Here is a 26037-nt window from a genome sequence, read left to right as displayed (position 1 = left end):
GAAGCGGTCACCCAGGGGGAGTGGTGCGCTCCGCCGGCAGGCTGTGCCAGATCTCGAAGGTGAGCTCCGACGCCCGCTCGGCGTCGCCGCCGGCGAGGAGCTGGATCAGCCGCTCATGCCGTTCGATCGTGTCCTGCCCGCCTGCCGCGAAGCGTTCGCGTTCCGCTCGACGCACGACGGGGCCGAACTGGTCGAGCACCGACTCGATGGCGCGATTCCCGAGGACCGACACCGGGATCGCGTGCAACTCGTCGTCGGCGTCGAGCGCGGCGGCGGTGTCGCCGGCGCTCACGGCCCGGGCGAAGCGGTCGTTCGCTTCGCGCATGCGCGCCACGTCGGCATCGGACAGGTTGCCCGCCATCTCTCGTGCGACCAGCACGTGCATGGCGGCGACCACGTCGCGTGCGTCTCTGACGGCCTTCGGGTCGATGGCGCTGACCGTGGTGGATCGTCCGGGAACCGCGACCACGAGTCCGCTCGCGCCGAGACGAAGGAGTGCTTCGCGAACCGGAGTTCGGCTGACGCCGAGCCACTCCGCGAGGTCTGCGTCCTTCAGCTGTTCGCCGGGCAGGAACGTGCCGTCGACGATGGCGTCCCGGAGCCGCCGGAACACGTCGTCGCGCAGCAGCGAGCGGTCGACACCGGGGACACTCCGGGGAATCGGCATGCAATATATTGCCCACACTCCAGGCCCGGGTTGCAAGTCCGCTTCGCCGGTTGACGCGGTCATCGGCAACATGCAATATATTGCACATCGCCGCTGTTACATCGCATGACCGCATCCCACCGGCCGAACGGCCGCTACCGAAGGAAGAGACATGAACACCGAACACGACATCACCAACGTCGTCCTCGTGCATGGGGCGTTCGCCGATGGATCCGGATGGCGCCACGTCTACGATCTGCTGACCGCTCGCGGCTACCGGGTGTCGATCGTGCAGAATCCGCTCACCTCGCTCGAGGCCGACGTGGCGGCGACCAACCGGGTGCTCGACCTCCAGGACGGGCCGACGATCCTCGTGGGCCACTCGTGGGGCGGCACCGTCATCACCGAGGCGGGCGTCCATCCCAAGGTCGCCGGCCTGGTGTACGTGTCCGCGCTGGCGCCCGACGCCGGCGAGACCTCCGCTCAGCAGTACGAGGGGTTCGCGCCCACGCCCGAGTTCGTCATCGACGTCGGCGACGACGGGTACGGCTACCTCAACCGCGACGCGTTCCACGCCGGCTTCGCCGCAGACCTCAGCGAGGCCGAGGCCGCCTTCCTCGCCGACAGCCAGGTGCCCGTCGACATGGCTGTGTTCGGGACCCCGGTGACCGTGGCCGCGTGGCGGGACAAGCCGAGCTGGGCCGTGATCGCGACCGAGGACAAGGCGTTCGACCAGGCCATGCTCCAGCACATGGCCACGCGCATCGGCGCCGACATCACCGACGTCCCGGGCAGCCACGCGGCGTTCATCTCCCAGGCCGAGGTGGTCGCCGACGTCATCGTCACCGCAGCCGAGCGCAGCGCGGCGCGCTGACGTCGTCGCTGACCTCCGGGGTCGGTTCGCTCACCCGGAGCGAGCCGACCCCGGGCGACCAAGGGGGCGTATCCGGATGAACCTCGCACCGTTCCAGGTCTCGCTGTGGGTGGAGCTGCTCGCCGCGGGTCTGGGCGGCCTCCAGGGCGCCCTCTTCGCGGCTGAACACAGGAACCGTCGCATCGACGTGCTCGGCGTCCTCGTCATCGGGCTGGTGGTCGCGCTCGGGGGCAGCCTGCTGCGCGACATCGTCCTCGACCAGCCGCCCGTCGTCATCTGGATGAACTGGTACCTGGTCGTCGCCGGCGGCTCGGCCATCCTCGGAATGATCCTCCAGCACCTGCTCGCTCACGTCGGCTGGGTCATCACCGTGCTCGATGCCGTCGTGATGGGACTGTTCGGCGCGATCGGCGCCTCCAAGGCGTTGTCGCTCGGCGTCGGCGAGGTCGGCGCGCTCGTCGTCGGCGTCATCGGCGCGATCGGCGGGGGACTGCTGCGGGATGTCTTCCTGGGCCTGCCGGTCTCGTTCCTCCAGATCGGGACGCTCTACGCTGTCGCCGCAGGGTCCGGGGTGGGCGTGCTCGTGTTCCTGACCGAGTTCGGCACTCCGGTGCCCATCGCCGGCCTGATCTGCGTCGGCGTGACGACCGTGGTTCGCCTGATCGCCGTCCTCCTCGGCTGGAGGTTCCCCGAGCAACGGGCCCTGACCCGGCCACGACCCAGGTCCCCGAAGCCGAGCTGAGGAAGAATCGCACCGTGCACCTCGACCACATGACGTCGCATGAGCGTTCCCTCATGACCATCGGCGACTTCTCGCGTGCGGTGCGCATGACCGCGAAGGCCCTGCGGTTCTACCACCGGAACGGCATCCTCACCCCGGCGCTCGTCGACGACCGCAACGGCTACCGGCTGTACGCCGCCGACCAGATCGCGGATGCCCGGATCGTCAGGACCCTGCGGGAGCTCCACGTGCCGGTCCAGTCCATCCGAGACGTGCTCGCCGCTCCGGACGTTGCAGCGCGCACGGAATTGCTCGCGCAGCACCTCCAGCGGATGGAGCGACAGCTCGACGACACGCGGATCGCCGTGCAGAACCTCCGAGACATGCTCGCGCCCACTCCGGCGCCGGTCGAGATCGTCCACCGAAGCGTCCCGGAGACCCGGGCCGTGGCGGTCAGCGAGGTCATCGACCTCCCTGACCTCGGAGGCTGGTTCCGTCGTTCGACGGGGATGCTCCGGCACATCGCCGAAGCATCCGACCCGGCGTCGACCGGCCACTACGGCGGCATCTGGCCCAACGAGCTGTTCGCCGACGGGCGGGGACTCGCCACCGTCTTCCTCACGGTCGGTGACGACTTCGATGAACGCGCCATCGACGGGGTCGCGACATCCGTCGAGCTGTCCGCGGTCGAGCTCGCCGTCGCACTCCACGACGGGCCCGACGAGACGATCCCGGAGGTCTACGCAGCACTCGGCGACTACGTCGCACGTCACGAGCTCGCCACGGATGCGCCCGTCCGCGAGGTCTACCTGGAAGGGTTCCCGGGCATCGACGCACACACCGTCACCGAGATCGGATGGCCGATCTTCCGGGTGCTCCGCTGAGGGCGAACGAGACGGCTTGACCTTCCCCTCAGGGGAAGCGGGAGCGTGGAGCCATGCACGAACCACGGGGCTCGACCTCGGCGGTGGTCGGCGGCCCGGAGCTCGTGCATGTCGATCAACGGAACTCGAGGAACTGGAGCACACCCATGTCTCACACCGACGCATTCGACGCCTACGACACCGCGACCCTGCCGCCGGTCGTCGTCCGGTACCTGAGCGCCCACGGTGACGACGCGCAGCGGCAGACGGTCGTCGAGACCTTCACCGCGGACGCCCGCGTCACCGACGAGGGAATCGACTACGACGGCCGGGACGGCATCCGCGCCTGGCTCGACAAGACCGGCAGCGAGTACACTTACGCGTCGACGCTCACCGGCCAGCGCCAGGAGGGTCCCGATCAGTGGATCGTCTTCGCGCACCTCGAGGGCGACTTCCCCGGCGGCGTCGTCGACCTGCGCTATCGGTTCAGCCTCGACCAGGACAGGATCGCGAGGCTGATCATCGCCCCGTGAGGCGATGTGCGACCGGCTGATCGAGACCCTCGGCTGACGCTCGTGGCCCGCGTCGGCCCGGGCGTGAACGCACCGATCCGCCAGCGCGCGCCGTGCCGAATGCGGGAGGAACCATGCGGGCACCGGGTCCCGCGGACTAGCGTGAGGGTGTCCGGTCCGGCGACCGACGCGTCTGATGCCACCGATGCGCGGGCCCGGGTCCTCGACCTCTCTGCGAAGGCGGTGCAACGACGATGACGACGTCCAAGGAGCAGAGGTCGCCCGCGGCGACGACGACGGATGCCACGCAGGCGGATGCCGCCACGAAGCCGGATGCCTCGGGCAAGCTCACCCTCGCCGAGATCCTGGAGCTCGTCGCCGGCGGGCAACTCCCGCTGCGGTTCACCGCGTACGACGGCAGCTCGGCGGGCCCGCCCGACGCCCCGCTCGGCATCGAACTGAAGACGCCGCGGGGCACGACGTACCTCGCCACCGGTCGAGGCGACCTCGGTCTCGCACGCGCCTACATCGCCGGCGACCTCGAGATCCATGGCGTGCACCCGGGCGACCCCTACGAACTGCTCCGGGCGCTCGCCGACGAACTGGTGTTCCGGATGCCGCCGCCACGAGCGATGGCGCAGATCCTCCGTTCGATCGGCGTTGAGCACCTGCGGCCGATCGCGCCGCCGCCGGGCGAGGCGCCGCCCCGCTGGCGTCGGGTCGCGACGGGGCGCCGGCACAGCAAGGCGCGGGACGCTGAAGCCATCCACCACCACTACGACGTCTCGAACACCTTCTACGAGTGGGTGCTCGGGCCGTCGATGACCTACACCTGCGCGTGCTACCCGCGCCCCGAGGCATCCCTCGACGAAGCCCAGGAGAACAAGTACCGGCTCGTCTTCGAGAAGCTGCGGCTGAGCCCGGGCGACCGGCTGCTCGACGTGGGCTGCGGCTGGGGCGGCATGGTGCGCTACGCGGCGCGCCGAGGCATCCGTGTCATCGGCGTCACGCTGTCGGAGGAGCAGGCCACGTGGGCGCAGCGCGCCATCGCCGAGGAGGGCCTGGGCGAGCTCGCCGAGGTGCGTCACGGCGACTACCGCGACATCGCCGACACCGGTTTCGACGCGGTGTCGTCGATCGGGCTGCTCGAGCACATCGGCGTGCGCAACTACGCGAAGTACTTCCGCTTCCTGCAGTCGCGGCTGCGCCCCGGCGGGCTGCTGCTCAACCACTGCATCACCCGCCCCGACAACCGGTCCGAACCATCGACGCACGGCTTCATCGACCGCTACGTCTTCCCCGACGGCGAGCTCACCGGGTCCGGGCGCATCATCACCGAAGCGCAGGATGTCGGCCTCGAGGTGCTGCACGAGGAGAACCTGCGCCCGCACTACGCGCTGACCCTGCGCGACTGGTGCGCCAACCTCGTCGAGCACTGGGATGAAGCGGTCGACGAGGTCGGCCTGCCGACCGCGAAGGTGTGGGGCCTCTACATGGCCGGGTCGCGGCTCCAGTTCGAGCGGGGCGGCATCCAGCTGCACCAGGTCCTCGCGGTGAAGCCGGACGAGCGTGGGGGTGTCGGCGACCTGCCGCTGCGGCCGTGGTGGACGGCGTAGTCGGAGAGCGCCCGGAACCGGTACCTCAGACGTCGCCGCAAGGGGGTAGCGGCGTGCCCTTCGATCGGAGATGGTGGTCGCCTGCAGAAATCAAGGGCCCGTCGGCAACCGACGACGGCGCCACTGGCGCGACGTGCGGAAACGCGGGAAAGGATCGGGGACCCGCAACCGTTGCGTCGAACATGCCTCGCCGATCCGGCGCAGCATCCAACGCAAGATCGCCGGGCAGATGCCCGGCCGAAGATGAACCTGGAGGTCGGTCATGTCCTTTGTGACCACGGACGACGGTGCGGAGATCTACTTCAAGGACTGGGGCGACCGCGACGCCCAGCCCATCATGTTCCACCACGGGTGGCCGTTGTCTTCGGATGACTGGGACGCCCAGATGCTCTACTTCCTCGGGAAGGGGTATCGGGTCATCGCCAGTGACCGGCGCGGTCACGGCCGTTCGTCGCAGATCGCCACCGGCCACGACATGGACCACTACGCCAGCGATGCGTCGGCGGTCGTGGAGCACCTGGACCTGCGCAACGCGATCCACGTCGGCCACTCGACCGGCGGCGGCCAGGTCGCCCGCTACGTCGCGAAACACGGCGAACCCCAGGGCCGCGTCGCCAAGGCCGTGCTCGTCGCGGCGGTTCCCCCGCTCATGCTCCAGACCGACGCGAACCCCGGAGGGCTGCCGATCTCGGTCTTCGACGGGTTCCGCAGCGCGCTGGCCGCCAACCGAGCCGAGTTCTTCCAGGCCGTCGCGTCGGGCCCGTTCTACGGCTTCAACCGCGAGGGTGCGACCGTATCGGAGCCCGTCGTCGCCAACTGGTGGCGTCAGGGCATGATGGGCAGCGCGCTCGCGCACTACGAGGGCATCAAGGCATTCTCGGAGACCGACCAGACCGAGGACCTCGAGGCGATCTCGGTGCCCGTCCTCGTCCTCCAGGGCGACGACGACCAGATCGTGCCCTACCAGCAGGCCGCGCTCAAGCAGCACGAGCTCCTCAGCAACTCGACCCTCAAGATCTACGAGGGCTTCCCGCACGGGATGCTCACCACGCAGGCGGACGTCCTCAACTCCGACATCCTCGCGTTCATCCAGCAGTAGCCCAGCTGCTGCGCGAGGAGGAGACGGCGCGCGCACGGGACTGCCCGTGTGCGCGCCGCTCCCTCTCTCGCGCCGTTGAGTCTTCGACGGGAACCGTGGGCACCCGCGGCGGGCTGTGCATGAACTCGAGGCGGATGCCGATGTCGTCCCCGACAGGAGCTCACCGGGTCCGGGCGCATCATCACCGAGGTGCAGGATGTCGGCCTCGAAGTGCTGCACGAGGAGCAGGCGTTCGTTGCGCGCCATCCGCTCGTGCGAGCGGATGCGACATTGCGGACGGTGGCTCAGTCGTGGGCGATGCGCGATCACGCACCGCCCACGGCCGGAGCAGCCGTCACTTCCGAGCGAACACGGCCTCCACCTCGACCCCGGCGATGTTCGCCACCAGGGCGTCGATGTCCGCGTCGGTCAGTTCGCCGATCGTGCCGTAGTCCTCGTACTCGCCCGAACGCAACGCCTGCTCGTACGGGATGCGCAGCGCGGCCAGGTCGATGTCGACCGTGGTGACGCCCTTCACGGACGTCGCGGGCAACTCGACCCAGGCGCCGGCCTGGCGGTCGAAGTCCCCCGGCGTGAGGAGTCCGGTCACCCACACGTAGAGCGTGCTCGACGTGAGCGGTTCCTTCGCGTCCGTGCGATCGAGGCGCTCGAGCGAGAGTGTCAGCTCGCCGGACGATGGGAGACCGGACGGTTCGTAGAACGAGAAGTTCCGGACGGCGATCGACGGATCGGTGTCGTCCGACCGATGTCCGAGGATGCCGAGTGGCGTCTGCTCGTACTGCTGGGTGCCCGAGGGGTCGAAGACGACCGACGCGGAATCCCCGTCGAGGGTGGCGGTCACCCGTTCACCGGTGAGCGACTTGTCCGGCTTGGGCGCCTTCGGCCGGTGGGCCTTCGCCCCGCTGTCGAGGACGCGCTGGATGATCTCCTCGACGCTCGCCTGGGCTCCGACCACACGGTCGAGGATCGTGCCGTCGGGGCCGATGAGCAGGCTCGTGGGAACCGCCTGGCCCACGCCGGCGTCGTCGTCCAGCAGGAAGAACTCAGCGGCCCGCGCGAGATCGGAATCGGAGTCGCCCTCCGCGTGCAGCACGGTGTTCGTCAGTTCGAGGGACTCCTCCCAGGCGACGGCGTCCGATCGCGTGCTCGGTTCGCCGGCGTTCGCGCCCTGCTGGAGCACGGTCACGATCGCGAGGTCGACCTTGTAGTCGGTCGCGAGCTTCGCACTCGCATCGCGCAGCATCGGCGCGTAGAAGCGGCATGGTCCGCACCATGCGGCGCAGACGTCGACGATGGTGTACGTGCCCTTCTGCACGGTGTCGCGGAGGTTGTGGCGAGCGCCGTCCTCGCCCTCGGCGTCGATGCCGGCGAGCTGTTCGCCCGGCCGGAAGCCCGGCGGTCGCATGAACATCCACGCGCCGGTTCGAACGTCGTCACCGACATCGGCGCGCAGCACGGCGCGTCCGCCGATGTCGCCGGCGGTCGCGTGCACCACGATCGCACCATCGGCGCCCGTGATCGCCGAGTACGTGTCCAGCGCGACCGTGGCGCCCTGCCACGTGTCCGGGACGACGGAGAGCGTCACCTCGACGCCGACCACCGGCTGCCCGGCGTCGTCGGTGACGACCGCCCGGATGGGGCCGGCGAACTCCTCGCCGACCGGCGCCGAGTAGTACGGATCGTCGAAGAGGATCATCTCCGGGACCCCGTCGGCCGCCACCGCGGGCGTCACTCCGGCCGCCAGCGCCATGGCGACGACCGCCGCGGCGGCCACGTGGGTTGCGAGCGTTTTCATCGTGAACCTCCCGGGCCAGGCGCCGCCGCGTCGACGACGCGCATGTCGAACGCCGTCACGATAGGAGGTGCCGTCGGCGACGGCATCGGGCATTTGCCCGCCTCGTTCAGGACCCGTCGAGCACCCCCGATCGACGGGCTCAGTCGAATCGCACCAGCCCGCTCGTCGCTGCCTTCGTGGCGGCCTCGGCACGAGTGCGGACGCCGAGCTTGCGATACACGGCGCTCGTGTGGTGCATGACCGACTTCGGGGTGATGCGCAGCTCGACGGCGATTTCCTTGTTTCGGAGACCGCGCGTCAGCAGTTCGAGCACCTGCAGTTCGCGCGCCGTCAGCGGCGCGATCGCAGTGGTCGGAGAGGCTGCGCTCTCGGCCGGCGTCGGCACGTCCGCGATCTGCCGCAGGTACGCCCCAAGTTCTCCCAGCGTCTGCTCGCGATCGAGAACCTGCCCGCCCGCGACGGCCGCGGCGAATCCGGCCGGGCCGAGCGTCGCGCGGAACCGGTCGACGGCCGCCCGGTACCGCTCGCCGTGCTCCGGTGCTGCCAGCGCCAGCACCGCATCGACGTGCGATGCGATGGCGCCGTGCAGCCGCGCTCCGACGCGGTGGTCGCCGCGGATGTCGGCGATGAGCGCGGCGAGCATGACCGAGACCGTCGGGCCGTTCAGGAGGTCGACCCGGCGCAGGGCGGACTGACGCATGGTGAGCCAGGACGCGGCCGCCGCGGCGTCGCCGCGGTCGACCGCCGAAAGGGCGAGCGCGGCGAGCACGTGCAGCTCGCGCGGCGTGTCGTCGAGATCGCGGGCGATCTCGAGCACGTCCTCGAGGCGAAGGCGGCCGTCCTGATCGGGCAGGGTCCCCGTCGGGAGGGAGTGCAGCACCAAGGCCGCGAAGACCACCGTGCGCCGGTCGTCGGAGCGGATGGCCCGTGCGAGCCCCGAGGTCGCGAGCCCGGCAGCCTCGTCGTACCGGCGGAGATTGCCGTACATCGAACTCGCCGAGACCTCGAATCGACCCGTCCACCGCGTATGCCCGAGCTCCCCGGCGAGGCGCATCCCCTCGGCGCAGGCCGCGAAGGCCGCCGGCACGTCGCGGGTGGCGGACACCGCCAGGAACTGGGTGCGCAGCGCCATGAGGAGTGGAAGCGGGGCGCCCGAGTCACGGGCGAGGACGAGCGCCTCGGCCACCCGAGCCGCGATGACCCCGGCCTTGTCCTGGGCATCGGGCGTCAGGCTCTCGAGCTGCGCCGACCAGATGAGCGCGTCGCGCCGCGCGCTCGGATCGCCGGCGCCCGGCGCATCGAGAAGATGCCGCAGCAGGTGCAGCACTCGATCGCCTGTTCCGCGCCGTTGCGCCTCCCAGCCGAGGTCCGCCGCGAGGCGGAGCGCCCTCGCAGCATCGTGCTCGATGAGCCAGTGGAGCGCGTGCAGGCACTCCGGGAAGTCCTCGCCCATGATCGCGAGTGCGGCGTCCTCGTCGGCGTCCTCGACCGCCTCCGCCGCACGACGGGCCCGGTCTGAGAAGTGGCGGGCGTGGCGATCGCGCGCTTCGGAGGCGTGCCCGGACGCCTCGAGCCGCTCGCGTGCGAAACCCTGGACGAGTCGACTGAGCCGGTACCGGCCGAGCGTCGTCGCCGAATCCAGCTCGGCCAATCGCAGGTCGAGGAGCTCGCCGAGGGGGTTGTAGCACGATGCGACCAGGCCCTCGCAGACCGCTTCGACGGCCTCGATGGCGAACGGACCGGCGAACACCGAGAGCAGTTCCAGCAACCGCTGCGCCGCGGCGGAGGACATCTCGTGGGTCGTCAGGACCGCATCACGCACCCCGCGCGCGCGATCGCCCGCACCGATCGGGGCGGTGAGCACGTCGAGGGCACGGCGGGGATCCGACAGGAGCGGATCGAGGTGGGTCAGGGGAATGAACGGCAGCCTGCAGGCGGCGAGTTCGATCGCGAGCGGGTTGCCGTCGACGGACGAGCAGATCCGACGGATGCGGTCGTCGACCTCCGGTCCGTCGCCGACGTCGACCCCGACGCTCGCGGCGGCCTGACGGAACAGCTGCGCAGCGGCATCCGCCTCGAGCGGACCGACGAGCACGGGGGCGCAGCCCGGCGCACGGAGTTCCGGCACCGATTCGACGAGTATGGTGAGGGCGCCGTCCTGTGCGGCGAGCCGCACGAGCGACTCGGCCTGCGACGCGAGCGGATCGCCTCGATGGATCACCAGCAACGACCGATCACGGTTCCCGCCGGGGAGCGACAACGGCATGCGGGCCGTGAAGCTCCGGACCGCCGGCATCACGTCGCCGATGCCCTCGGTTCGCAGTTCGAGGTGCTGGACGTCGGCGAAGCGACCTGTGGTGCGCTGGAGCACGCGCTCGACCAGCGCCGACTTGCCGACACCCTCCGACCCGGTGACGTTGACCACGAATGGGCCGTCCGGTTGCAGCAGCCGGTCGAGTTGCGCGCGTTCCGCGTCCCGACCGACCAGCGGCAACGGTGAGGTCATCTCATCTGCCTCGGCCACGGTGCCATGCCACGATGATGCCAGCCCTGGCCGGGAATGGGAACCGAACGCGGGCGGGGCTCAGGCCTCGCGCTCGACTGGTGCCTGCAGCTCGGTCACCCAGTCGGGGCTGGGCTCGTGCCCGTCGGCCACGACGTAGACCTCGCGAGTGGGCCCGGTGATCCGGTACCCCTCGGCGACGATGCCGTCCACCAGCGTGCTCCACGATTGCCCGATGCCGGTCATGTCGCCGCGGTGGATCAACGTGGCCATCGTCGCGATGGCGGGCAGCGTCACGACGTCGTAGCCCTCGCCCGGCTGCGGTTCGGGCTCGGCCGTGTACGACACGTGCACCGTGAGGTCGTCGCTGCCCTCGATCGGTTCGTACCAGAAGATGCCCGGCTCGATGAGGGGCCGGCCGGCGGAGGTCAGCGCGTCGTCGAGCCGGGCGATCGCGGGGCCCACGACGGGACCGACGTTCTCGGGACCCATCCCGTGCGCGACCGTGCTGGTCGCGTAGACGGTGACGGGCTCGACGGTGCGGTATTCGATGGTGTCGCTCATGGTCTCTGTTCCTTCGAGGAGTCGGAGTCGCCGCTCCAGTCGTGCGAGCCGTGCGGTTTCGTCGGCGACGGATGCCGCGAGCTCGGCGCGACGCTCGGCCAGAGCGTCGTGCAGACCCCCGACCTCGTCGCCGGCGAGCGCCACCGCGATGCGGTCGAGGCTGATCCCGTAGCCGCGCAGTTCGACGATCCGCAGCAACCGCTGCAGCTGGGCACTCGAGTACCGGCGGTACCCGCTGTGCTCGTCGACGTGCGCCGGCTCGAGCAGCCCGATCGCGTCGTAATGGCGCAGCATCCGCACGCTCACGCGTCCGAATGCGGCGAATTCTCCGATGGTGTACATGGTGGAGACCACGTTCGACCATGACACAGTGTGAGGGTCAAGCGACACCGTCGGCGCGACATGAGACGGATCAGTGCGCCTCCACCGCGGCATCCGCGACGACCAGACCGTCGACGAGCGTCAGGAGCACCCGTGCGCGCCCGAGCTCGTCGGCATCGACGGTGAGCGGGTCGACGTCGAGGACGGTGAGGTCGGCGACGGCGCCGACCTCGAGCACCCCGCCGCGCTGCCCGACGGTCGTGTACGGATGGGTGGTGAATCCGCGCAGCGCGTCGACCGCGTCGAGCGCCTGGTCCGGGCGCACGGGCGTCGCGGCAGGGTCGTCGTGCGGACGCCGAAGCACGGCGTCGGCGAGTATGCCGACCGCGTCGCACGGCGCGACCGGCCAGTCCGACCCGAGTGCGAGCGGCACCCCGGCCCGAACGAGGTCAGCGGTGCGGAACCCGCGACCCGCGCGCTCCTCGCCGAGCCGGATGGACCAGTTGTCGCTGCCGTCGGCCTTCGTGAAGAGCGTGCAGTGGGTCGGCTGCATGCTCGCCATGATGCCGGCCGAACGGAAGAGCTCGAGCGTGTCATCCGTCATGGTCTCGATGTGCTCGATGCGGTGCGTCGCGTTGCGGTGGGGCAGCCTCGCGATCGCGCGCGCGACGAAGTCGATGCCGGCGTCGCCGATCGCGTGCGTGGTGGTCGGGATGCCGCGGCGGTCGAGCTCGGTGAGCGCCTCGCGGTACTGCTCGGGCTCGAGCCACAGGGATGCCGTCGACTCGCCGAAGCAGTCGGGCTCGTGCAACCACGCCGTGCCGTTGTCGACGGTGCCGTCGATCATGAGCTTCACGCCCTCGACGACCCACCGGCGCCCGCGGCGACCCTGGAGCGCTGCGAGCCGGTCGACCTCCTCGACCGCGGTGCCGGGCTCGAACCACGGCGACATCCGCAGGCGGATCGGCAGCTCGCGAGTCCGCTCGAGGTGCTGCAGCAGCTCGATCGCGTCGGGCGCGAGATCCTGCACCTGACCTGACGTGAACCCGGCACGCGCCATCCGCGCGAGCACCTCGTAGAGCTCGTCGGCCTTCTGCTCGAAGGTGAGCTCGGGGATCAGCGGCAGGACCAGCCCGAGCGCCTGCATCTCGAGCAGGTACCCGGTCGGCCGGCCCGCGGCATCCGTCACGACCCGCGAACCGTCGGTGAACCGCTCGCCGCCGTCGACGCCGGCCAGCTCGAGGGCCCGAGCGGATGCCACGGCGGCGTGCGCGTCGAACATCCGGATGAACGCGGGGCGGTCGCCCGCGATCTCGTCGAGCACGCGGCCCGTGATCTCGCGACCCTCGAACGCATTCGGGTCGAGCCCCCAGCCGAGGAGCCAGTCGCCGTCGCGGAGCGTGTCGAGCTCGGCGGCGAGGCGGGCCCGGATGTCGTCGAGCGTGCGGCATCCGGAGAGGTCCGCGCCGCGCGTGAGGTCCAGGCCGAGCACGGGGTGGATGTGGCTGTCGACGAAGCCCGGCATGATGACCCCACCGGGCAGTTCGATCACCGTCGTGGTCTCGCCGATGAAACGCTCGAGGCTCTCGCGGCCGTCGATGCCGGTGACCCGGCCATCGGCGACCGCGACGCCGCTCGTCTCCTCGGGCGCGGGGGGCTCGCCGGTCATGGTGATGACGCGGCCGCCCAGGATGACGAGGTCTGCGGTCGTGGCGGTGCTCATCGCGCCTCGACGTGCTCGCTGCCGACCGGCTGCGCGCCGGCTTCGTCGGCACCGGCCGGCTCGCCGACCGGCTGTTCCGCGCCGCCGATGCGGGCGTAGACGTCCGGACGGTTCGACCGGAGCACCATGGCGTAGACGGCGCCCCCGACGAGGATGAGCGGCACGACCGCGAGGATGATCGCGTTGATGGCGGGGCCCGCCGCGGTGAGGTAGTCGATCGTCGCCACGAGCACGGCGAGCAGCCCGGTCATCGACACGATCGAGAAGATCGCCGCCGGAAGCACGTACCACTTCCGCTCCAACTGGCGGTTCTTCAGGATGAAGATCAGCACCGCGACGGAGGCCAGCAGCTGCAGCGTGATGATGCCGTACACGCCGGGCGAGTTCACGAGGATGAGCAGCTGGGTGAGCGGGTCGAGGCCGGCTGCTCCGAACGCGATCACGACCGCGATCGCGACGACGGACTGGATCAGGCCAGCGACCCAGGGCGAACCCGTGCGGTTCGTGCGCTTGAACAGGGGCGGCAGGATGCCGTCGCGCGAGAGCGCGAAGCTGTACCGGTTGATCGCATTGTGGAAGGCGAGCTGCCCGGCGAAGATGCTCGACACGATCAGCACGAACATCACCGCGACGCCCCACTCGCCCACGTACTGTCCCATGGCGATGAAGAAGAAGGCGGCAGGGTCTTCGGCGATGACGCCCTGCACCGCAGCGTCGCCGAAGGCCTGGATGACGAGCCACAGCGTGCCGGTGTAGAACAGCGCCAGGAACGCCACCGCGATGTACGTCGCGCGCGGGATGGTGCGGGTGGGGTTGCGGGTCTCGTTGCGATACAGCACGGTCGACTCGAAGCCCATGAAGGCGGCGAACCCGAAGCCGAGGATGGCGAACATGCTCGGCGTGAACACGTTCTCCGGCGCGAAGGTCGCGAACCCGAGGTCCCCGGCGCGCTGGCTCAGGATCCCGAAGGCCAGGATCGCGAGCAGGATCGTCTCGAGCACCAGCAGGACGCCGAGCACCCGGGCACCGACATCCACCCCTGCGGCCGCGAGGCCGAACACCAGCACCGCGCCGATGACCGCGACGACGTACCAAGGCATCTGGATGCCGAAGACCTGCGCCAGCATGCCCTCGGCCATGACGCCGAAGAGGCCCCACAACCCGATCTGCAGCAGGTTGTACGACGCCCACGCGAGGAACCCGGCGCCGAGGCCGACGATCTTGCCGAGGCCGACCGCGATGTAGGTGTAGAAGCCGCCCATGGGCTTGAGGTTGCGGGCGGTGAAGAGGAAGCCGATCGAGAACACGGCGAGGACCACGCCGGCGATCGCGTAGACGAGCGGCGCGGAGACGCCGCCGATGAGCACGGCGAGCGGTCCGACGCCCGCGAGCACGCTGAGCGGCGCGGCGGCCGAGATGACGAGGAAGACGACGCCCCATGTTCCGAGTGCGGCGGCCTTGAGCCCGCCGGCCTTGGGGGTGTCGTCGAGGAGGGACGAATCCAGCGTCACGAGCAACTCCTTCGTTGAATGCCGACCCGAACGCGTCGGGACGATGCGGGGTGAATGAGCCGAGTCTGCATCACTTCCGGCAAATGCACAATCGATTGTGCAAATCTGTCCTCGCCGTGGGATCGATCGTTAGGATCGACCGAGGAGGGGAGGCATCCGATGGTCGCCACACGCCCGCCGACGCTGCAGGATGTCGCCGACCGCTCGGGAGTCTCCCGGGGAACCGCCTCGCGGGCGCTCTCCGGCGGGGGTCGCGTCTCGGCTGAGACGCGTGCTCGAGTCGCCGCGGTGGCCGCGGAGCTGAACTTCACCACGAACAGCGGCGCGAGGAACCTCCGCCGCGCGCGCGCCGGCTCGATCGGCCTCTGGCTGCCGCAGGGCCTGCGCTTCATGGACTACTACATGAACTTCACCTTCGGCGTGGTCGAGGCGACCAACGACCGCGAGCTCACCGTCTCGCTGATCCCCGGGGACTTCCCACCCGAGAGGGCACGCAGCCTGCACGTCGACGGCTTCGTGATGGCCGACGTCGACAGCGAGGACACGCTCGCCCGGGCCATCCTCACCACCGGGAAGCCGGTCGTCACCTCGGAGCTCGTGCCGCCGGGCATGCCGGAACCGACCGCCTCGGTGATGGCCGACCACGCCGCCGCGACCCGACTGCTCCTCGACCGGCTGCGCGACGGCGGCGTCGCCAAGATCGTGGTCCTCATCCCCGACATCGACCAGATGTGGGTGCAGGCCGTGCACGAGGCCGCAGCCGCCTGGTCCCAGGAGCAGGCGATCGAGCTCTCGTTCCTGCCCCTCGTCGGCGTGCCGAGCGCGACCGAGCTGCGCCGCATCGTCGACGGGCTCATGGCGGCCCGACCCGACGTCGACGCCATCGTCTGCGTGCCCGATGGCCTCGGCGTCGGCATCCTCTCGACCCTGCAGGAACTCGGCCACGCCGTGCCGGACGACATCCAGATCGTCTCCTACGTCGACGGCGCGACGCTGCCGATCGTGCAGCCGCCCATCAGCGCCCTGGACCTGCGGCCCCGCGAGGCCGGTCGCCGCGCCGGTGACCTGCTGGTCTCGCTGCTCGAAGGGCCCCCGCCCGCGGCGGAGGCGGGTGCAGTGGCGACCATCGTCGAGACGTTCGACCTCGCGTACCACGAGCGCGGCTCGACCCGGCAGCGCGGGGACGCCGCCGCCGATCAGGTTCCCTGACGGCCGCCGCTCACCGCCACCCGAGCGCCGGCGCCACGTGCGTGAGGAGCGACTCGAGCACGTGCGCGTTGTAGTCGACGCCGAGCTGGTTGGGCACGGTGAGCAGCAGGGTGTCGGCGGCGGCGATCGCCTCGTCCTCGCGCAGCTGCTCGATGAGCACATCGGGTTCGGCGGCGTAGCTGCGGCCGAAGACGGCGCGGAAGTCGTCGATCACGCCGAACTGGTCGGACTCGTCGCGCTGGCCGCCGCCGAAGTAGGCGCGGTCCATGTCGTTCACGATGGCGAAGATCGAGCGGCTCACCGAGACGCGCGGCTCGCGCTCGTGCCCGGCCTCGGCCCAGGCGGCGCGGTACGCCTCGATCTGCTTGCGCTGCTGCACGTGGAAGGGCTCGCCCGACTCGTCCTCCTTGAGCGTCGAGCTCATGAGGTTCATGCCCTGCTCGGCTGCCCACACGGCGGTCGAGTCGGAGCCGGCGCCCCACCAGATGCGGTCGCGCAGGCCGGGCGACTGCGGCTGGATGCCGAGCGGCCCCGGGTGCGGGTTCGGGAACATGGGGCGCGGGTTCGGCTCGGCGAACCGTGCACCGTCGATGACCTTGAGGAACACCCCGGTGTTGTTGCGTGCGACGTCGGCCATGGTCGATCCCTCGGGCGCCTCGTAGCCGAAGTAGCGGTAGCCGTCGATGACCTGCTCGGGTGACCCCCGCGAGACGCCGAGCTGCAGCCGGCCGCCCGCGATGAGGTCGGCGGCGGCGGCATCCTCGGCCATGTACAGCGGGTTCTCGTAGCGCATGTCGATCACGCCCGTGCCGAGCTCGATGCGACTCGTCTTCGCTCCCGCCGCCGCGAGCAAGGGGAACGGGCTGGCGAGCTGGTTCGCGTAGTGGTGCACGCGGAAGTACGCGCCGTCGGCGCCGACCTCCTCGGCCGCGACCGCCAGGTCGATCGACTGCAGCAGCACGTCGGACGCCGATCGCGTCTTCGAACCGGGGGAGTTCGACCAGTGGCCGAACGAGAGGAAACCGATGCGCTTCATACAGGGATCCAACGCTGGGCGCGGCGAGGCATTCCGTCGTGGGGTCGGCGGGCGCGATCGAATCGGACCACGATAGTCGGGTCCGTTCCCTGCGCGATGAGCAGGCTGGAGGTCGAAAGGGGGTCGCCGTGATCGGAGCGTTGAACCGGCTCGTCGAGGTCGTCGAGGAGCACCTCGCCGGCGAGATCGACCTCGGCGGCGTGGCGAGCGACGTCGGCACGACGGAGTACCACCTGCGCCGGATGTTCTCGTCGCTCGCCGGCATGCCGTTGTCGGAGTACATCCGGCGGCGGCGGATGACCGTCGCGGCATCCGACGTGCTCGAGGGCCGCGACCTGCTGGATGTCGCGGTGCGCTTCGGGTACGGGTCGACCGAGGCCTTCACTCGCGCGTTCCGCGCGGTGCACGGCGTCGGCCCCGGTGACGTGCGCCGAGACGGCGGCCCCCTTCGCAGTCAACCGCAGCTCAGGTTCCGCCTGACCATCGAAGGGAACACCACCATGGACACTCGCATCGTCGACCGACCGGCCTTCCGACTCGTGGGCCACGCCGCGCGCGTGCCGCTCATCCACGACGGACCGAACCCGCACATCCAGGCGCACATCGCCTCCCTGCCGCCGGAGGAGCACGGGCGGCTCAAGGCGCTCGGCGACACCGACCCGACGGGGCTGCTGCAGGTCAGCGACGACGTCGACCCCGACTACGCCGAGGGCAGCGAACTGACCTACCTCCACGGCGTCGCCGTCTCCGAGGGCACGGACTCGCCCGAGGGCCTGGACGCGATCGAGGTCCCGGCCGGAACCTGGGCGGTGTTCCGCACGTCGGGGCCGTACCCCGCCGCGCTTCAGGCCACGTGGGCGGCGACCGCCGCCGACTGGTTCCCGTCGAACCCGTGGCGGCTCCGACCCGGCCCGTCGATGGTCGCCGTGCTCGAGCGTGCCGAGGACTTCAGCACCGCGACCACCGAACTGTGGTTGCCGGTCGAGCGGGCCTGACGAGACCCAGGGGCGGTGCGGATGGCTCGGCCGCGCGCAGTGGCGCGTGCCCGCTCGCCGTCCGCACCGCATCGCATCAGTCCGGAAGCGTGATCAAACGATTGACCAAGGCGCTCAGGCCGTGTTATCGTCTTGGTCAAACGCTTAACCAAAGGACATCACCGCCGATGACTGAGCCCGTCTTCTTCCGCCCGACCGACGCCTGGGTCGGAGACGTCATCCCCTGGCAGGAGGACGGTGTCTTCCACCTCTTCTACCTGCACGAGGTTCGCCGCACCCCGAAGCCGGGCACCCCGTGGAACCTCATCACCACGACCGACCTCGTTCGGTTCGACGACCGGGGCGTCGCGCTCGCAGCCGGCGAGGCCGACGATTCGGACTTCAACGCCTACACCGGCAGCATCGTCCGCGACGCCGGCGGCGTGCACCACCTCTTCTACACGGGGCAGAACCCGCGCCACCTCGGCGACGACGGGCTGCCGCTCCAGCTGGTCATGCACGCGACCAGCGTCGACGGCATGGCGACGTGGCAGCGCCATCCCGAGCACACGTTCGGCGCGCCGATCGGGTACGAGACGGCCGACTGGCGAGACCCCTTCGTCTTCCGCGACGAGGAGGCCGGTCTCTGGCGCATGCTCATCGCCGCGCGCCATGTCGGCGGTCCCGAGCGACGCCGCGGCGTGATCGCGCAGTGCGTCTCGCGCGACCTCGTCGCATGGCAAGCGGTCGAGCCCTTCTGGGACCCGCGCCGCTACATCACCCACGAGTGCCCCGAGGTCTTCCAGTGGGGAGACTGGTGGTACCTCGTCTACTCCGAGTTCTCCGAGTCGTTCACCACGAGGTACCGGATGGCGCGCAGCCTCCACGGGCCGTGGCAGGTCCCCGAGCACGACTCGCTCGACGGCCGTGCGTACTACGCCGCGAAGTCGGCCGAACGCGACGGGCGCAGGTTCTTCTTCGGCTGGATCGCGAGCCGCGACGGAGCGCGCGACGACGGCCCGTGGCTGTGGGCCGGCACGCTCTCGGTGCTCGAGGCCCGGCAGAATCCCGACGGCACCCTGGCGTTCGGGCTGCCGAACGAGCTCACCCGGACGTTCGGCGACGAGCACGTGCTCGAGTTCGACGGGGTCGACCGCGACGAATGGTCGGGCGAGGCGTCCGCCGGGGCTCCCATCGCGCTCCACGCTCACGACGGCTATCGGGCCGTGATCTCGCGAGAAGACCTTCCGAGCGCCTTCCACGCGGCCGCCACGTTCGACATCGCCCCCGGAACCACCGAGTGCGGGATCCTCCTGCGTGCGAGTGCCGATGGCGACGAGAGCTACGTGCTGCGCCTCGAGCCCAAGCGCGGCCGGATGGTCTTCGACCGCTGGCCCCGGCGACGCACCGGGGACGGCCAGTGGGAGGTCTCCGGAGACGTGCCGCACGTCATCGAGCTCGAGCGGCCGTGCCACCTTCCGCCCGGCGAGCACACGGTGGAGGTCGTCGTCGACGGCGACCTCTGCGTCGCGGTGCTCGACGGCCGGGTCAGCCTCAGTACCCGGCTCTACGACCGCCCTGCAGGTCGGCTGGGACTGTTCGTCGGCGAGGGCTCCGCGGTCGTGACGGGATGCCGCGTCGGCACCCGTCCCGACCCGGAGCCCGAGGTCGACGAGTCCGGTACCGCCGCGTTCGTCGCGGCGGCCACGACCTGAACGACGCACCACCCGACAACTGAACACATTCCCCCCGATTCCGGCTTCAATCAATGGAGATGAACGACATGACGCACATCCGCATCAGGGCCGCGGCGGTAGCCGCCGCGGCATCCGTCGCCCTCGTGCTCAGCGGCTGCTCCGGCGGCGCCCCCGCAGCGACCGGCGAGATCGACCCCGAGGGCGAGATCCAGCCGCGCGAGATCTCGTGGCTGCTCTCGCGACCGGCCGACGGCGGCGTGATCACGGCCATGCAGCAGATCGCCGACGAGTACGCCGAGGAGCACCCGGGCTTCTCGCTGAACCTCATCACCACGCCCGACCGGCCCTCCTACATCCAGAAGTACGAGACCCTCGCGGCGGCGAACAAGCTGCCCGAGCTCTTCGACACCGACGCGACGCCGTTCGCGAAGAAGCTGGCCGACCAGGGCCGCATGATCGACGCCGAGGCGCTCCTGAAGGACCTCGACCTGTACGACGACTACCGCCCGGCAGCGCTGAACTACCAGCGGTTCGACGACGGCTCGCTGTACATGATCCCGTTCGAGTTCCAACTCGAGTTCTTCTGGTACAACACGGCCCTGTTCGAGGAGGCCGGCGTCGAGGTCCCCGAGTCGCTCGACGACTTCCCGGCGATGTGCGAGGCGCTCCGCGCCTCGGGCGTCACGCCGATCGCCCTCGACGGGCAGGACCAGTGGCCGCTCGAGCGCTACATGGCGTACCACCCGTTCCGCACCGCCGGCCCTGAGTACGTGCAGGAGCTGAAGCGAGGCGACGCGGCGTTCGCCGACCCCGACGGCGAGGCCGCGGTCGAGTGGCTCCACTCACTGGGCGAGGCCGGATGCTTCGCCGAGGGCTTCTCCTCGACGGGGTACGCCGACGCGCAGGCCCTCTTTACGTCGGGCAAGGCCGCCGTGTACAACATCGGCACCTGGGAGCTCGCGAACCTCGCCACCGAGAACCTCGACGCGGGCGTGCGCGACGACATCGACTACTTCACGCTGCCGATGACCCCGGATGCGGTGACCGCGGAGAACGAGTACGTGACCCCGTCGGGCATCGGCATGGCGGTCAGCGCGAAGACGTTCGACCCGCTCGTGCGCGACTTCCTCGCCTTCGCCCTCGAGCGCTACCCCGAGGTCTACGCCACGACCGGCGCGCTGTCGCCCACGTCGAACGTCGAGACCACCATCCCCGACAACGCGACGCCCCTGTACCAGCGCGCGGTCGAGCAGGCGGACGGCGTCGGCGAGAAGATCGCGATGCCGTGGGACACGCAGCTCGACCCCGCGTCCAACACGCGACTGCAGCAGGAGCTGACCCTCCTCGTGCAGGGCGAGATCACGCCCGACGAGTTCATCGAGACGATGGACGCCACGATCGCGCGCAACGGTCCCGCCGCATTCGAGTGAACCGATGCGGTGGGGGCGAGGGCGGCCCCCACCCGGCCCCCACCGCATCCATCCCGACCACCCATCCGAGTGAGAGGCACCCATGAGCACCTCGATGCTCCCCAGCCGGTCGAAGACCTCCGTCCTCGTCTTCCTGATCCCGCCGCTGCTGCTCTACGGCGTGGCCGTGCTGCTGCCGATCCTGCAGTCGCTGTTCCTCAGCTTCTTCGACTGGGACGGCATCACCTCGCTGCGCTTCGTCGGGTTCGACAACTACGCCCGCATGTTCGTCGGCGACGACGTCTTCTGGACGGCGTTCTCCAACTCGCTCGGCTACCTCGCGATCTGCCTGATCCTGCAGCTCGGCGGCGCGCTCGTCGTCGCGAGCCTGCTCATATCGCTGCGGCGCGGCCGAGAGGTCGTGAAGACCCTCTACCTGCTCCCGGCGGTCATCTCGACGGTCGCCATCGCGTTCCTGTTCCAGCGGATCTACTCGCTCGAGCCGGTCGGGCTGCTCAACCAGCTGCTCGCCTGGGTCGGCCTCGAAGGGCTGCAGCAGGCGTGGCTGTCCGACGTCGACACCGTGCTCGCCGCGGTCTCCATCCCGGAGGGATGGCGATTCACGGGGCTGTACATGCTGATCATCTACGCCGCACTCCTCGCCGTGCCGCAGGAGCTCGAGGAGGCCGCCCGCCTCGACGGCGCGAACTGGTGGCAGGTGTTCACCAAGATCCGCTTCCCCTACATCCGCCCGGTCTGGATCACCACCACGATCATGGCGAGCACGTACGCGCTGCGCGGCTTCGACATCCCCTACCTGCTCACCAACGGCGGCCCCGGGCAGGCGTCCGAGCTGCTCACCACCTACATGTACAAGACCGCGTTCACGCACACCGACTACGGGTACGCCAGCACCATCTCGGTGTTCATCGTCGTGGAGTGCCTCATCGCGGTCGGGCTCATCATCCTCCTGCTCCGACGGAAGGCCGACGCATGACCGCCACCGTTCTCTCCCCGGCATCCGGGCCGTCGACGACGCCCGAGTCGTCGCGACCGGCGTCGCCACGGCGTCGTCAACGCCTGAACGTGCACCGCACGCTCGCGAGCGTCGTCATCTGGCTCATCGTGGTCGTGCAGGTCTACCCGCTCGCATGGCTGTTCATCACCAGCATCCGCACCGAGCAGGACTTCGCGAGCGGCAACCCGTTCGCCCTGCCGACCGAGATCACCTTCGACAACTACGTTCGCGCGTTCGAGACGGGGAACCTCGGCCTCAACATCCTGAACAGCCTCATCGTCACGCTGGGGTCGAACCTGCTCATCGTGCTCCTCGGCATGATGGCCGCGTATGCGCTCCAGGTCCTCGGATTCCGGCTGAGCCGGTTCGTGCGCGCGCTGTTCCTCATCGGCATCATCGTGCCGGTGCAGATCGCCCTCGTGCCGCTGTTCATCGACTACTCCTCCGTCGACCTGCTCGACACCTACCAGTCGATGATCATCCCGCTGGCGGCGTTCTCGTTGCCGATGTCGATCTACCTGTTCTCGTCGTTCTACGAGTACATCCCGCGCGAGACATATGAGGCGGCGTCGATCGACGGTGCCGGGCCGTACCGGATCTTCGGCCAGATCACCTTCCCGCTGTCGGTGAACACCATCGTGACGGTCGTGCTCGTCAACAGCATCTTCATCTGGAACGACTTCATCTTCGCCAACACGTTCGTGCTCTCCGACGGCCTGAAGACGATCCCGCTGGGGCTGCAGAACTACATCGGCGCGATGGGCAACGTCGACTGGACGGCGACGTTCGCCGCCGTCTGCGTCACGATCACGCCGTTGCTGCTCGTCTTCCTCGTGTTGAACAAGGCGATGATCTACGGTCTGGAGAGCGGGGCCACGAAGGGATGACGGATGCGAATCCGAAGGCGGAGCGGCCGATGACGGCCGAGAACGGGCGGTCGTCCCATCCGGTGACGATGCGGGATGTCGCGAAGGTCGCCGGCGTCTCGGTGGCGACGGTCTCGCACGTGGTGAACGACAATCCCAACGCCCGGATCGGCGAGGCCGCCCGCGAGCGCGTGCGCAGGGCCATCGACGAGCTCGGGTACCGGCCGAACGCACTCGCGAAGAACCTGGTGAGCGGCCACTCGAAGTTCATCGGCCTCGTCGCCGATGCGATCGCGACCACTCCCTTCGCCGGCCAGATCATCCATGGCGCGCAGGACGAGGCCTGGAAGCACGGCTACGTGCTGCTCGTCGCGAACACCGAGGGAAACCGCGCCGCCGAGGACGAGGCGATCGGGATGATGCTCGAACACAAGGTCCGCGGCATCCTCTACTCGACCTGGTACCACCGGGCTGCCGAGATCCCTCGGGCACTGCTCGAGACCGACGTCGTGCTGGTGGACTGCTTCTCCGAAGCGGGCGAGGCGCCCGCCGTCGTGCCGGATGAGGTGGAGGGCGGGCGTTCCGCGACGCGGCTGCTGCTGGACGCCGGCCATCGGCGCATCGCCATCGTCAACACGACCACGCCGTCTCCGGCGCACGACGGTCGGCTCCGGGGGTACCGTGAGGCGCTCGACGCCGCGGGCATTCCCTTCGACGAGACGCTCGTCTTCGACGCTCGCCCGGAGCAGGAGGGCGGCTACGACGTGACCGGGGCCGTCCTCGCCACGGGCGCGACCGCCGTCTTCTGCCACAACGACCGCGTCGCCATGGGGCTCTACGACGGCCTGCGAGACCGCGGCCTCTCGATCCCGTCGGATGTCGCGGTCGTCGGCTTCGACAACCAGGAGGTCATCGCGGCCCACCTGCGCCCGCCGCTCACGACGGTCGCGCTTCCGCACTACGAGCTCGGCGTGCTCGGGGTTCGCCTGCTGCTCGGCCTCGAGCCCGTGCCGGATGGCGGCAGGCTCGCCGTCGCGTGTCCGCCGGTGATCCGCTCGTCCGTCTGACTGCTGCATGCAATCCTCCGCCGCTTCGGCACGACGTGAGCCCGAGATGAGACCGAACCTCCACTTCACCGCACGGAGCGGCTGGATCAACGACCCGCACGGGATCACCTATCGCGACGGCGAATACCACGCGTTCTTCCAGTACGTGCCCGACCGCACGTCGTGGTCGCCGAACTGCCACTGGGGCCACGCGACCGGACCCGACCTGCTGTCGCTGACGGAGACGTCGGTGGCGATCGCGCCGGGCGACGGCGATGACGGCATCTGGACCGGATGCCTCGTGGTCGACGGCGATGAGACGGTGATCTTCTACACCGCGACGTCGGTTCCGGACTTCGGGATCGGCCGCATCCGCGCGGCCCATCCGGTCGACGCGGACTGGCTCGAGTGGCGGAAGGGCGACGTCGTGGTCGAGGCTCCCGACGGGCTCGACCTCATCGCGTTCCGCGACCCCTTCGTCCGGCGCGAAGCATCCGGCTGGCGCATGTTCGTCGGCGCCGCCCACCGTGACGGCACCGCGATGGCGCTGGCCTGGACGTCGCCGGACCTGCGATCGTGGACGTACGACGGGGTGGCGCTCGCTCGTTCGACGAGCGAGCGCGAGCCGGTCTGGATGGGCGCGCTCTGGGAATGCCCGCAGTTCTTCCAGGTCGATGGGGTAGACGTGATGGTCTCGTCGGTGTGGGATGCCGACGTGCTGCACTACGCCGGCTACGCGGTCGGCGCGTACCGGGACGGGCGCTTCGACGTCGCGGGTTGGGGGCGCATGACCTACGGCGAGGGCTTCTACGCGCCATCCCTCTTCTTCGACGCGCAGGGCCGGCCGTGCCTCTCGTTCTGGATCCGCGGCGTCGCGGACGAGCAGGCAGGTTGGGCGGGGGCGCACAGCGTTCCCTACCGGCTCTCGGCGTCGAACGGTGCCCTCGTGGCGGCGCCCCACCCGGACGTGGCCGCACACCGCGGCGACCCGGCCGTCGACGGCCGGGTCGCAGGACTCGCCGCCGACGTCGAATGGGATGCCGCCGACGGCGACCTGAGCGTCTCATGCGGGTCGGATCGCCTGCTCCGGGTCGTCCGCGCCGCCGGGTCCGCGGTCGTGACGATCGGCGACGACGAGTGGACCGTGCCCGCTTCGGATCGGCTTCGCATCATCATCGACGGGACCGTGCTCGAGCTCTCGTCTCCGGCGGGCCTGTTCGCTGCGACGCTCCATCCGACCGGTGATGCGCTGCAGGTCAGCGCCTCCACGGGCACGCTCGGCGTGTTCCCGTTGCGGCGTCACGGCCGCGGCTGAGGCACGGCGGTCGCTGGGGCGCGGTCGGATTCGTGGCATGGTCGGCCATGATCTACCGTCGGGAGGGAAGCGGGACGGAGCAGGAGGCCTGACGCTGAGCGGATCCGGAGACGAGCGCGACCTCACGCGCCCCAGACCGGGCATCGCGGCCGTGGCGCGAGCCGCGGGCGTGTCGCCCACCACGGTGTCGCACGCGTTCTCCGGCACCCGGACCGTGGCGCCCGAGACCCGCGAGCGCGTGCTCCGTGCGGCGGCCATCCTGGGCTACGCGCCCAACCGCGAGGCGCGTGGGCTCCGACTCCGGCGCACTGGGGTGATCGGCCTGGCGAGCGACCGGATCGCGACGACGCCGTTCGCCGGACGCATCATCGAGGGCGCGCAGGATGTCGCCCGTGAGCACGGGCTCCTGCTGGTCGTCGCCGACTCCGGCGGTGACGGTGAGCACGAGTCGAGGCTGCTCCGGTCCTTCGTCGATCAGCGGGTCGACGGCATCCTGCTCGCCCGGATGTTCCACCAGTCGGTCGCCGAACCGCACGATGTCGCCGGGGTCCCGGTGGTCCTCGTCGACGCCGTCCCCGAGCCCGGCTGGCGGGTGCCGGCCATCGCGCCCGACGAGGTGGGGGTGGCCGTCACGGCGGTGGAGCGGCTGCTCGCCGCAGGTCATCGCCGCATCGCCGCGGCGACGACGGTCGACGACTCGCCCGCGACGCGGGGTCGCG

General features: G+C 70.1%; 22 protein-coding genes. 15 read left to right on the top strand and 7 right to left on the bottom strand.

The features are described 5' to 3' along the window. Window positions 1-7 precede the first annotated feature (7 nt). Window positions 8-667, bottom strand: a complete 660-nt coding sequence (locus ESO86_RS00655) for a GntR family transcriptional regulator (RefSeq protein ID WP_129232972.1) — start codon at window positions 665-667, stop codon at window positions 8-10. Between the two features lie 151 nt (window positions 668-818). Between ESO86_RS00655 and ESO86_RS00650 the strand changes: the two genes are divergently transcribed. From ESO86_RS00650 to ESO86_RS00625, 6 genes are all read left to right on the top strand, one after another. Continuing rightward, a complete protein-coding gene (locus ESO86_RS00650; protein ID WP_129232971.1) occupies window positions 819-1520 on the top strand; it encodes an alpha/beta fold hydrolase in 702 nt (233 codons plus the stop codon). Window positions 1521-1596: 76 nt separating this feature from the next. Continuing rightward, window positions 1597-2262 (top strand): trimeric intracellular cation channel family protein, encoded by a 666-nt coding sequence (locus ESO86_RS00645; protein ID WP_129232970.1) that lies wholly within the window; start codon window positions 1597-1599, stop codon window positions 2260-2262. A 14-nt stretch (window positions 2263-2276) separates the two neighbouring features. Then, complete coding sequence (locus tag ESO86_RS00640; RefSeq protein ID WP_129232969.1) at window positions 2277-3125, top strand: MerR family transcriptional regulator; 849 nt, start codon at window positions 2277-2279, stop codon at window positions 3123-3125. Between the two features lie 146 nt (window positions 3126-3271). Next, on the top strand, window positions 3272-3637 hold the full coding sequence (locus ESO86_RS00635; protein WP_129232968.1) for a nuclear transport factor 2 family protein: 366 nt from the start codon (window positions 3272-3274) through the stop codon (window positions 3635-3637). A 233-nt stretch (window positions 3638-3870) separates the two neighbouring features. Continuing rightward, window positions 3871-5232 carry a class I SAM-dependent methyltransferase gene (locus ESO86_RS00630; RefSeq protein WP_129232967.1) on the top strand — a complete coding sequence of 454 codons (1362 nt, stop codon included), beginning with the start codon at window positions 3871-3873 and terminating at the stop codon, window positions 5230-5232. 262 nt (window positions 5233-5494) lie between these two features. Then, complete coding sequence (locus ESO86_RS00625; RefSeq protein ID WP_129232966.1) at window positions 5495-6331, top strand: alpha/beta fold hydrolase; 837 nt, start codon at window positions 5495-5497, stop codon at window positions 6329-6331. Between the two features lie 334 nt (window positions 6332-6665). On the opposite strand, the gene ESO86_RS00620 is transcribed toward ESO86_RS00625, so the two are convergent. The 5 genes from ESO86_RS00620 to ESO86_RS00600 form a co-directional block, all read right to left on the bottom strand. After that, on the bottom strand, window positions 6666-8126 hold the full coding sequence (locus ESO86_RS00620; protein ID WP_129232965.1) for a thioredoxin domain-containing protein: 1461 nt from the start codon (window positions 8124-8126) through the stop codon (window positions 6666-6668). A gap of 139 nt (window positions 8127-8265) precedes the next feature. Then, the gene (locus ESO86_RS00615) at window positions 8266-10632 is read right to left on the bottom strand and encodes a LuxR C-terminal-related transcriptional regulator (protein ID WP_129232964.1); all 2367 of its coding nucleotides are present in this window, start codon (window positions 10630-10632) and stop codon (window positions 8266-8268) included. 78 nt (window positions 10633-10710) lie between these two features. After that, window positions 10711-11562, bottom strand: coding sequence for a MerR family transcriptional regulator (locus ESO86_RS00610; RefSeq protein ID WP_242492130.1), 852 nt, complete (start codon window positions 11560-11562; stop codon window positions 10711-10713). A 43-nt stretch (window positions 11563-11605) separates the two neighbouring features. Further along, on the bottom strand, window positions 11606-13237 hold the full coding sequence (locus ESO86_RS00605; RefSeq protein WP_129232963.1) for an amidohydrolase: 1632 nt from the start codon (window positions 13235-13237) through the stop codon (window positions 11606-11608). Next, on the bottom strand, window positions 13234-14748 hold the full coding sequence (locus ESO86_RS00600) for an APC family permease (protein ID WP_165307179.1): 1515 nt from the start codon (window positions 14746-14748) through the stop codon (window positions 13234-13236). Before ESO86_RS00600 ends, ESO86_RS00605 begins: the two co-directional genes overlap by 4 nt. 159 nt (window positions 14749-14907) lie before the next feature. On the opposite strand from ESO86_RS00600, the gene ESO86_RS00595 reads away from it, so the two are divergent. Next, the gene (locus ESO86_RS00595) at window positions 14908-15957 is read left to right on the top strand and encodes a LacI family DNA-binding transcriptional regulator (RefSeq protein ID WP_165307177.1); all 1050 of its coding nucleotides are present in this window, start codon (window positions 14908-14910) and stop codon (window positions 15955-15957) included. A gap of 10 nt (window positions 15958-15967) precedes the next feature. Here the strand turns inward: ESO86_RS00595 and ESO86_RS00590 are convergent, their stop codons facing one another. Then, window positions 15968-16993 carry an LLM class flavin-dependent oxidoreductase gene (locus tag ESO86_RS00590; protein WP_129232960.1) on the bottom strand — a complete coding sequence of 342 codons (1026 nt, stop codon included), beginning with the start codon at window positions 16991-16993 and terminating at the stop codon, window positions 15968-15970. Between the two features lie 128 nt (window positions 16994-17121). Here ESO86_RS00590 and ESO86_RS00585 point away from each other — a divergent pair, with 128 nt between their 5' ends. The 8 genes from ESO86_RS00585 to ESO86_RS00550 form a co-directional block, all read left to right on the top strand. After that, the gene (locus ESO86_RS00585; RefSeq protein ID WP_129232959.1) at window positions 17122-17988 is read left to right on the top strand and encodes an AraC family transcriptional regulator; all 867 of its coding nucleotides are present in this window, start codon (window positions 17122-17124) and stop codon (window positions 17986-17988) included. 167 nt (window positions 17989-18155) lie between these two features. Further along, on the top strand, window positions 18156-19682 hold the full coding sequence (locus tag ESO86_RS00580) for a glycoside hydrolase family 32 protein (protein ID WP_129232958.1): 1527 nt from the start codon (window positions 18156-18158) through the stop codon (window positions 19680-19682). 59 nt (window positions 19683-19741) lie between these two features. Continuing rightward, window positions 19742-21094: an ABC transporter substrate-binding protein gene (locus tag ESO86_RS00575; RefSeq protein ID WP_422836462.1), complete on the top strand. Its 1353-nt coding sequence runs from the start codon at window positions 19742-19744 to the stop codon at window positions 21092-21094. A 94-nt stretch (window positions 21095-21188) separates the two neighbouring features. Next, window positions 21189-22070, top strand: a complete 882-nt coding sequence (locus ESO86_RS00570) for a carbohydrate ABC transporter permease (RefSeq protein WP_129232986.1) — start codon at window positions 21189-21191, stop codon at window positions 22068-22070. Further along, window positions 22067-22978, top strand: a complete 912-nt coding sequence (locus tag ESO86_RS00565; protein WP_129232956.1) for a carbohydrate ABC transporter permease — start codon at window positions 22067-22069, stop codon at window positions 22976-22978. Before ESO86_RS00570 ends, ESO86_RS00565 begins: the two co-directional genes overlap by 4 nt. A 29-nt stretch (window positions 22979-23007) precedes the next feature. Next, window positions 23008-24024, top strand: coding sequence for a LacI family DNA-binding transcriptional regulator (locus ESO86_RS00560; RefSeq protein WP_129232955.1), 1017 nt, complete (start codon window positions 23008-23010; stop codon window positions 24022-24024). 46 nt (window positions 24025-24070) lie between these two features. Continuing rightward, window positions 24071-25318 carry a glycoside hydrolase family 32 protein gene (locus ESO86_RS00555; protein ID WP_129232954.1) on the top strand — a complete coding sequence of 416 codons (1248 nt, stop codon included), beginning with the start codon at window positions 24071-24073 and terminating at the stop codon, window positions 25316-25318. Between the two features lie 169 nt (window positions 25319-25487). Continuing rightward, the coding region (locus ESO86_RS00550) for a LacI family DNA-binding transcriptional regulator (RefSeq protein ID WP_165307183.1) at window positions 25488-26037 on the top strand (550 nt) is incomplete at its 3' end.

The organism is Agromyces binzhouensis (assembly GCF_004135055.1).
Lineage (GTDB): Bacteria > Actinomycetota > Actinomycetes > Actinomycetales > Microbacteriaceae > Agromyces > Agromyces binzhouensis.
This window is presented reverse-complemented; position numbering and strand designations above follow the sequence as displayed.

Bases quoted from the DNA above. Each gene is read 5' to 3' on its own strand.
- ESO86_RS00620 (WP_129232965.1), bottom strand. From the start codon at position 8,126: ATGAAAACGCTCGCAACCCACGTGGCCGCCGCGGCGGTCGTCGCCATG.
- ESO86_RS00560 (WP_129232955.1), top strand. From the start codon at position 23,008: ATGACGGCCGAGAACGGGCGGTCGTCCCATCCGGTGACGATGCGGGAT.
- ESO86_RS00605 (WP_129232963.1), bottom strand. From the start codon at position 13,237: ATGAGCACCGCCACGACCGCAGACCTCGTCATCCTGGGCGGCCGCGTC.
- ESO86_RS00595 (WP_165307177.1), top strand. From the start codon at position 14,908: ATGGTCGCCACACGCCCGCCGACGCTGCAGGATGTCGCCGACCGCTCG.
- ESO86_RS00630 (WP_129232967.1), top strand. From the start codon at position 3,871: ATGACGACGTCCAAGGAGCAGAGGTCGCCCGCGGCGACGACGACGGAT.
- ESO86_RS00590 (WP_129232960.1), bottom strand. From the start codon at position 16,993: ATGAAGCGCATCGGTTTCCTCTCGTTCGGCCACTGGTCGAACTCCCCC.
- ESO86_RS00570 (WP_129232986.1), top strand. From the start codon at position 21,189: ATGCTCCCCAGCCGGTCGAAGACCTCCGTCCTCGTCTTCCTGATCCCG.
- ESO86_RS00625 (WP_129232966.1), top strand. From the start codon at position 5,495: ATGTCCTTTGTGACCACGGACGACGGTGCGGAGATCTACTTCAAGGAC.
- ESO86_RS00615 (WP_129232964.1), bottom strand. From the start codon at position 10,632: ATGACCTCACCGTTGCCGCTGGTCGGTCGGGACGCGGAACGCGCGCAA.
- ESO86_RS00635 (WP_129232968.1), top strand. From the start codon at position 3,272: ATGTCTCACACCGACGCATTCGACGCCTACGACACCGCGACCCTGCCG.
- ESO86_RS00575 (WP_422836462.1), top strand. From the start codon at position 19,742: ATGAACGACATGACGCACATCCGCATCAGGGCCGCGGCGGTAGCCGCC.
- ESO86_RS00645 (WP_129232970.1), top strand. From the start codon at position 1,597: ATGAACCTCGCACCGTTCCAGGTCTCGCTGTGGGTGGAGCTGCTCGCC.
- ESO86_RS00565 (WP_129232956.1), top strand. From the start codon at position 22,067: ATGACCGCCACCGTTCTCTCCCCGGCATCCGGGCCGTCGACGACGCCC.
- ESO86_RS00555 (WP_129232954.1), top strand. From the start codon at position 24,071: ATGAGACCGAACCTCCACTTCACCGCACGGAGCGGCTGGATCAACGAC.
- ESO86_RS00580 (WP_129232958.1), top strand. From the start codon at position 18,156: ATGACTGAGCCCGTCTTCTTCCGCCCGACCGACGCCTGGGTCGGAGAC.
- ESO86_RS00650 (WP_129232971.1), top strand. From the start codon at position 819: ATGAACACCGAACACGACATCACCAACGTCGTCCTCGTGCATGGGGCG.
- ESO86_RS00655 (WP_129232972.1), bottom strand. From the start codon at position 667: ATGCCGATTCCCCGGAGTGTCCCCGGTGTCGACCGCTCGCTGCTGCGC.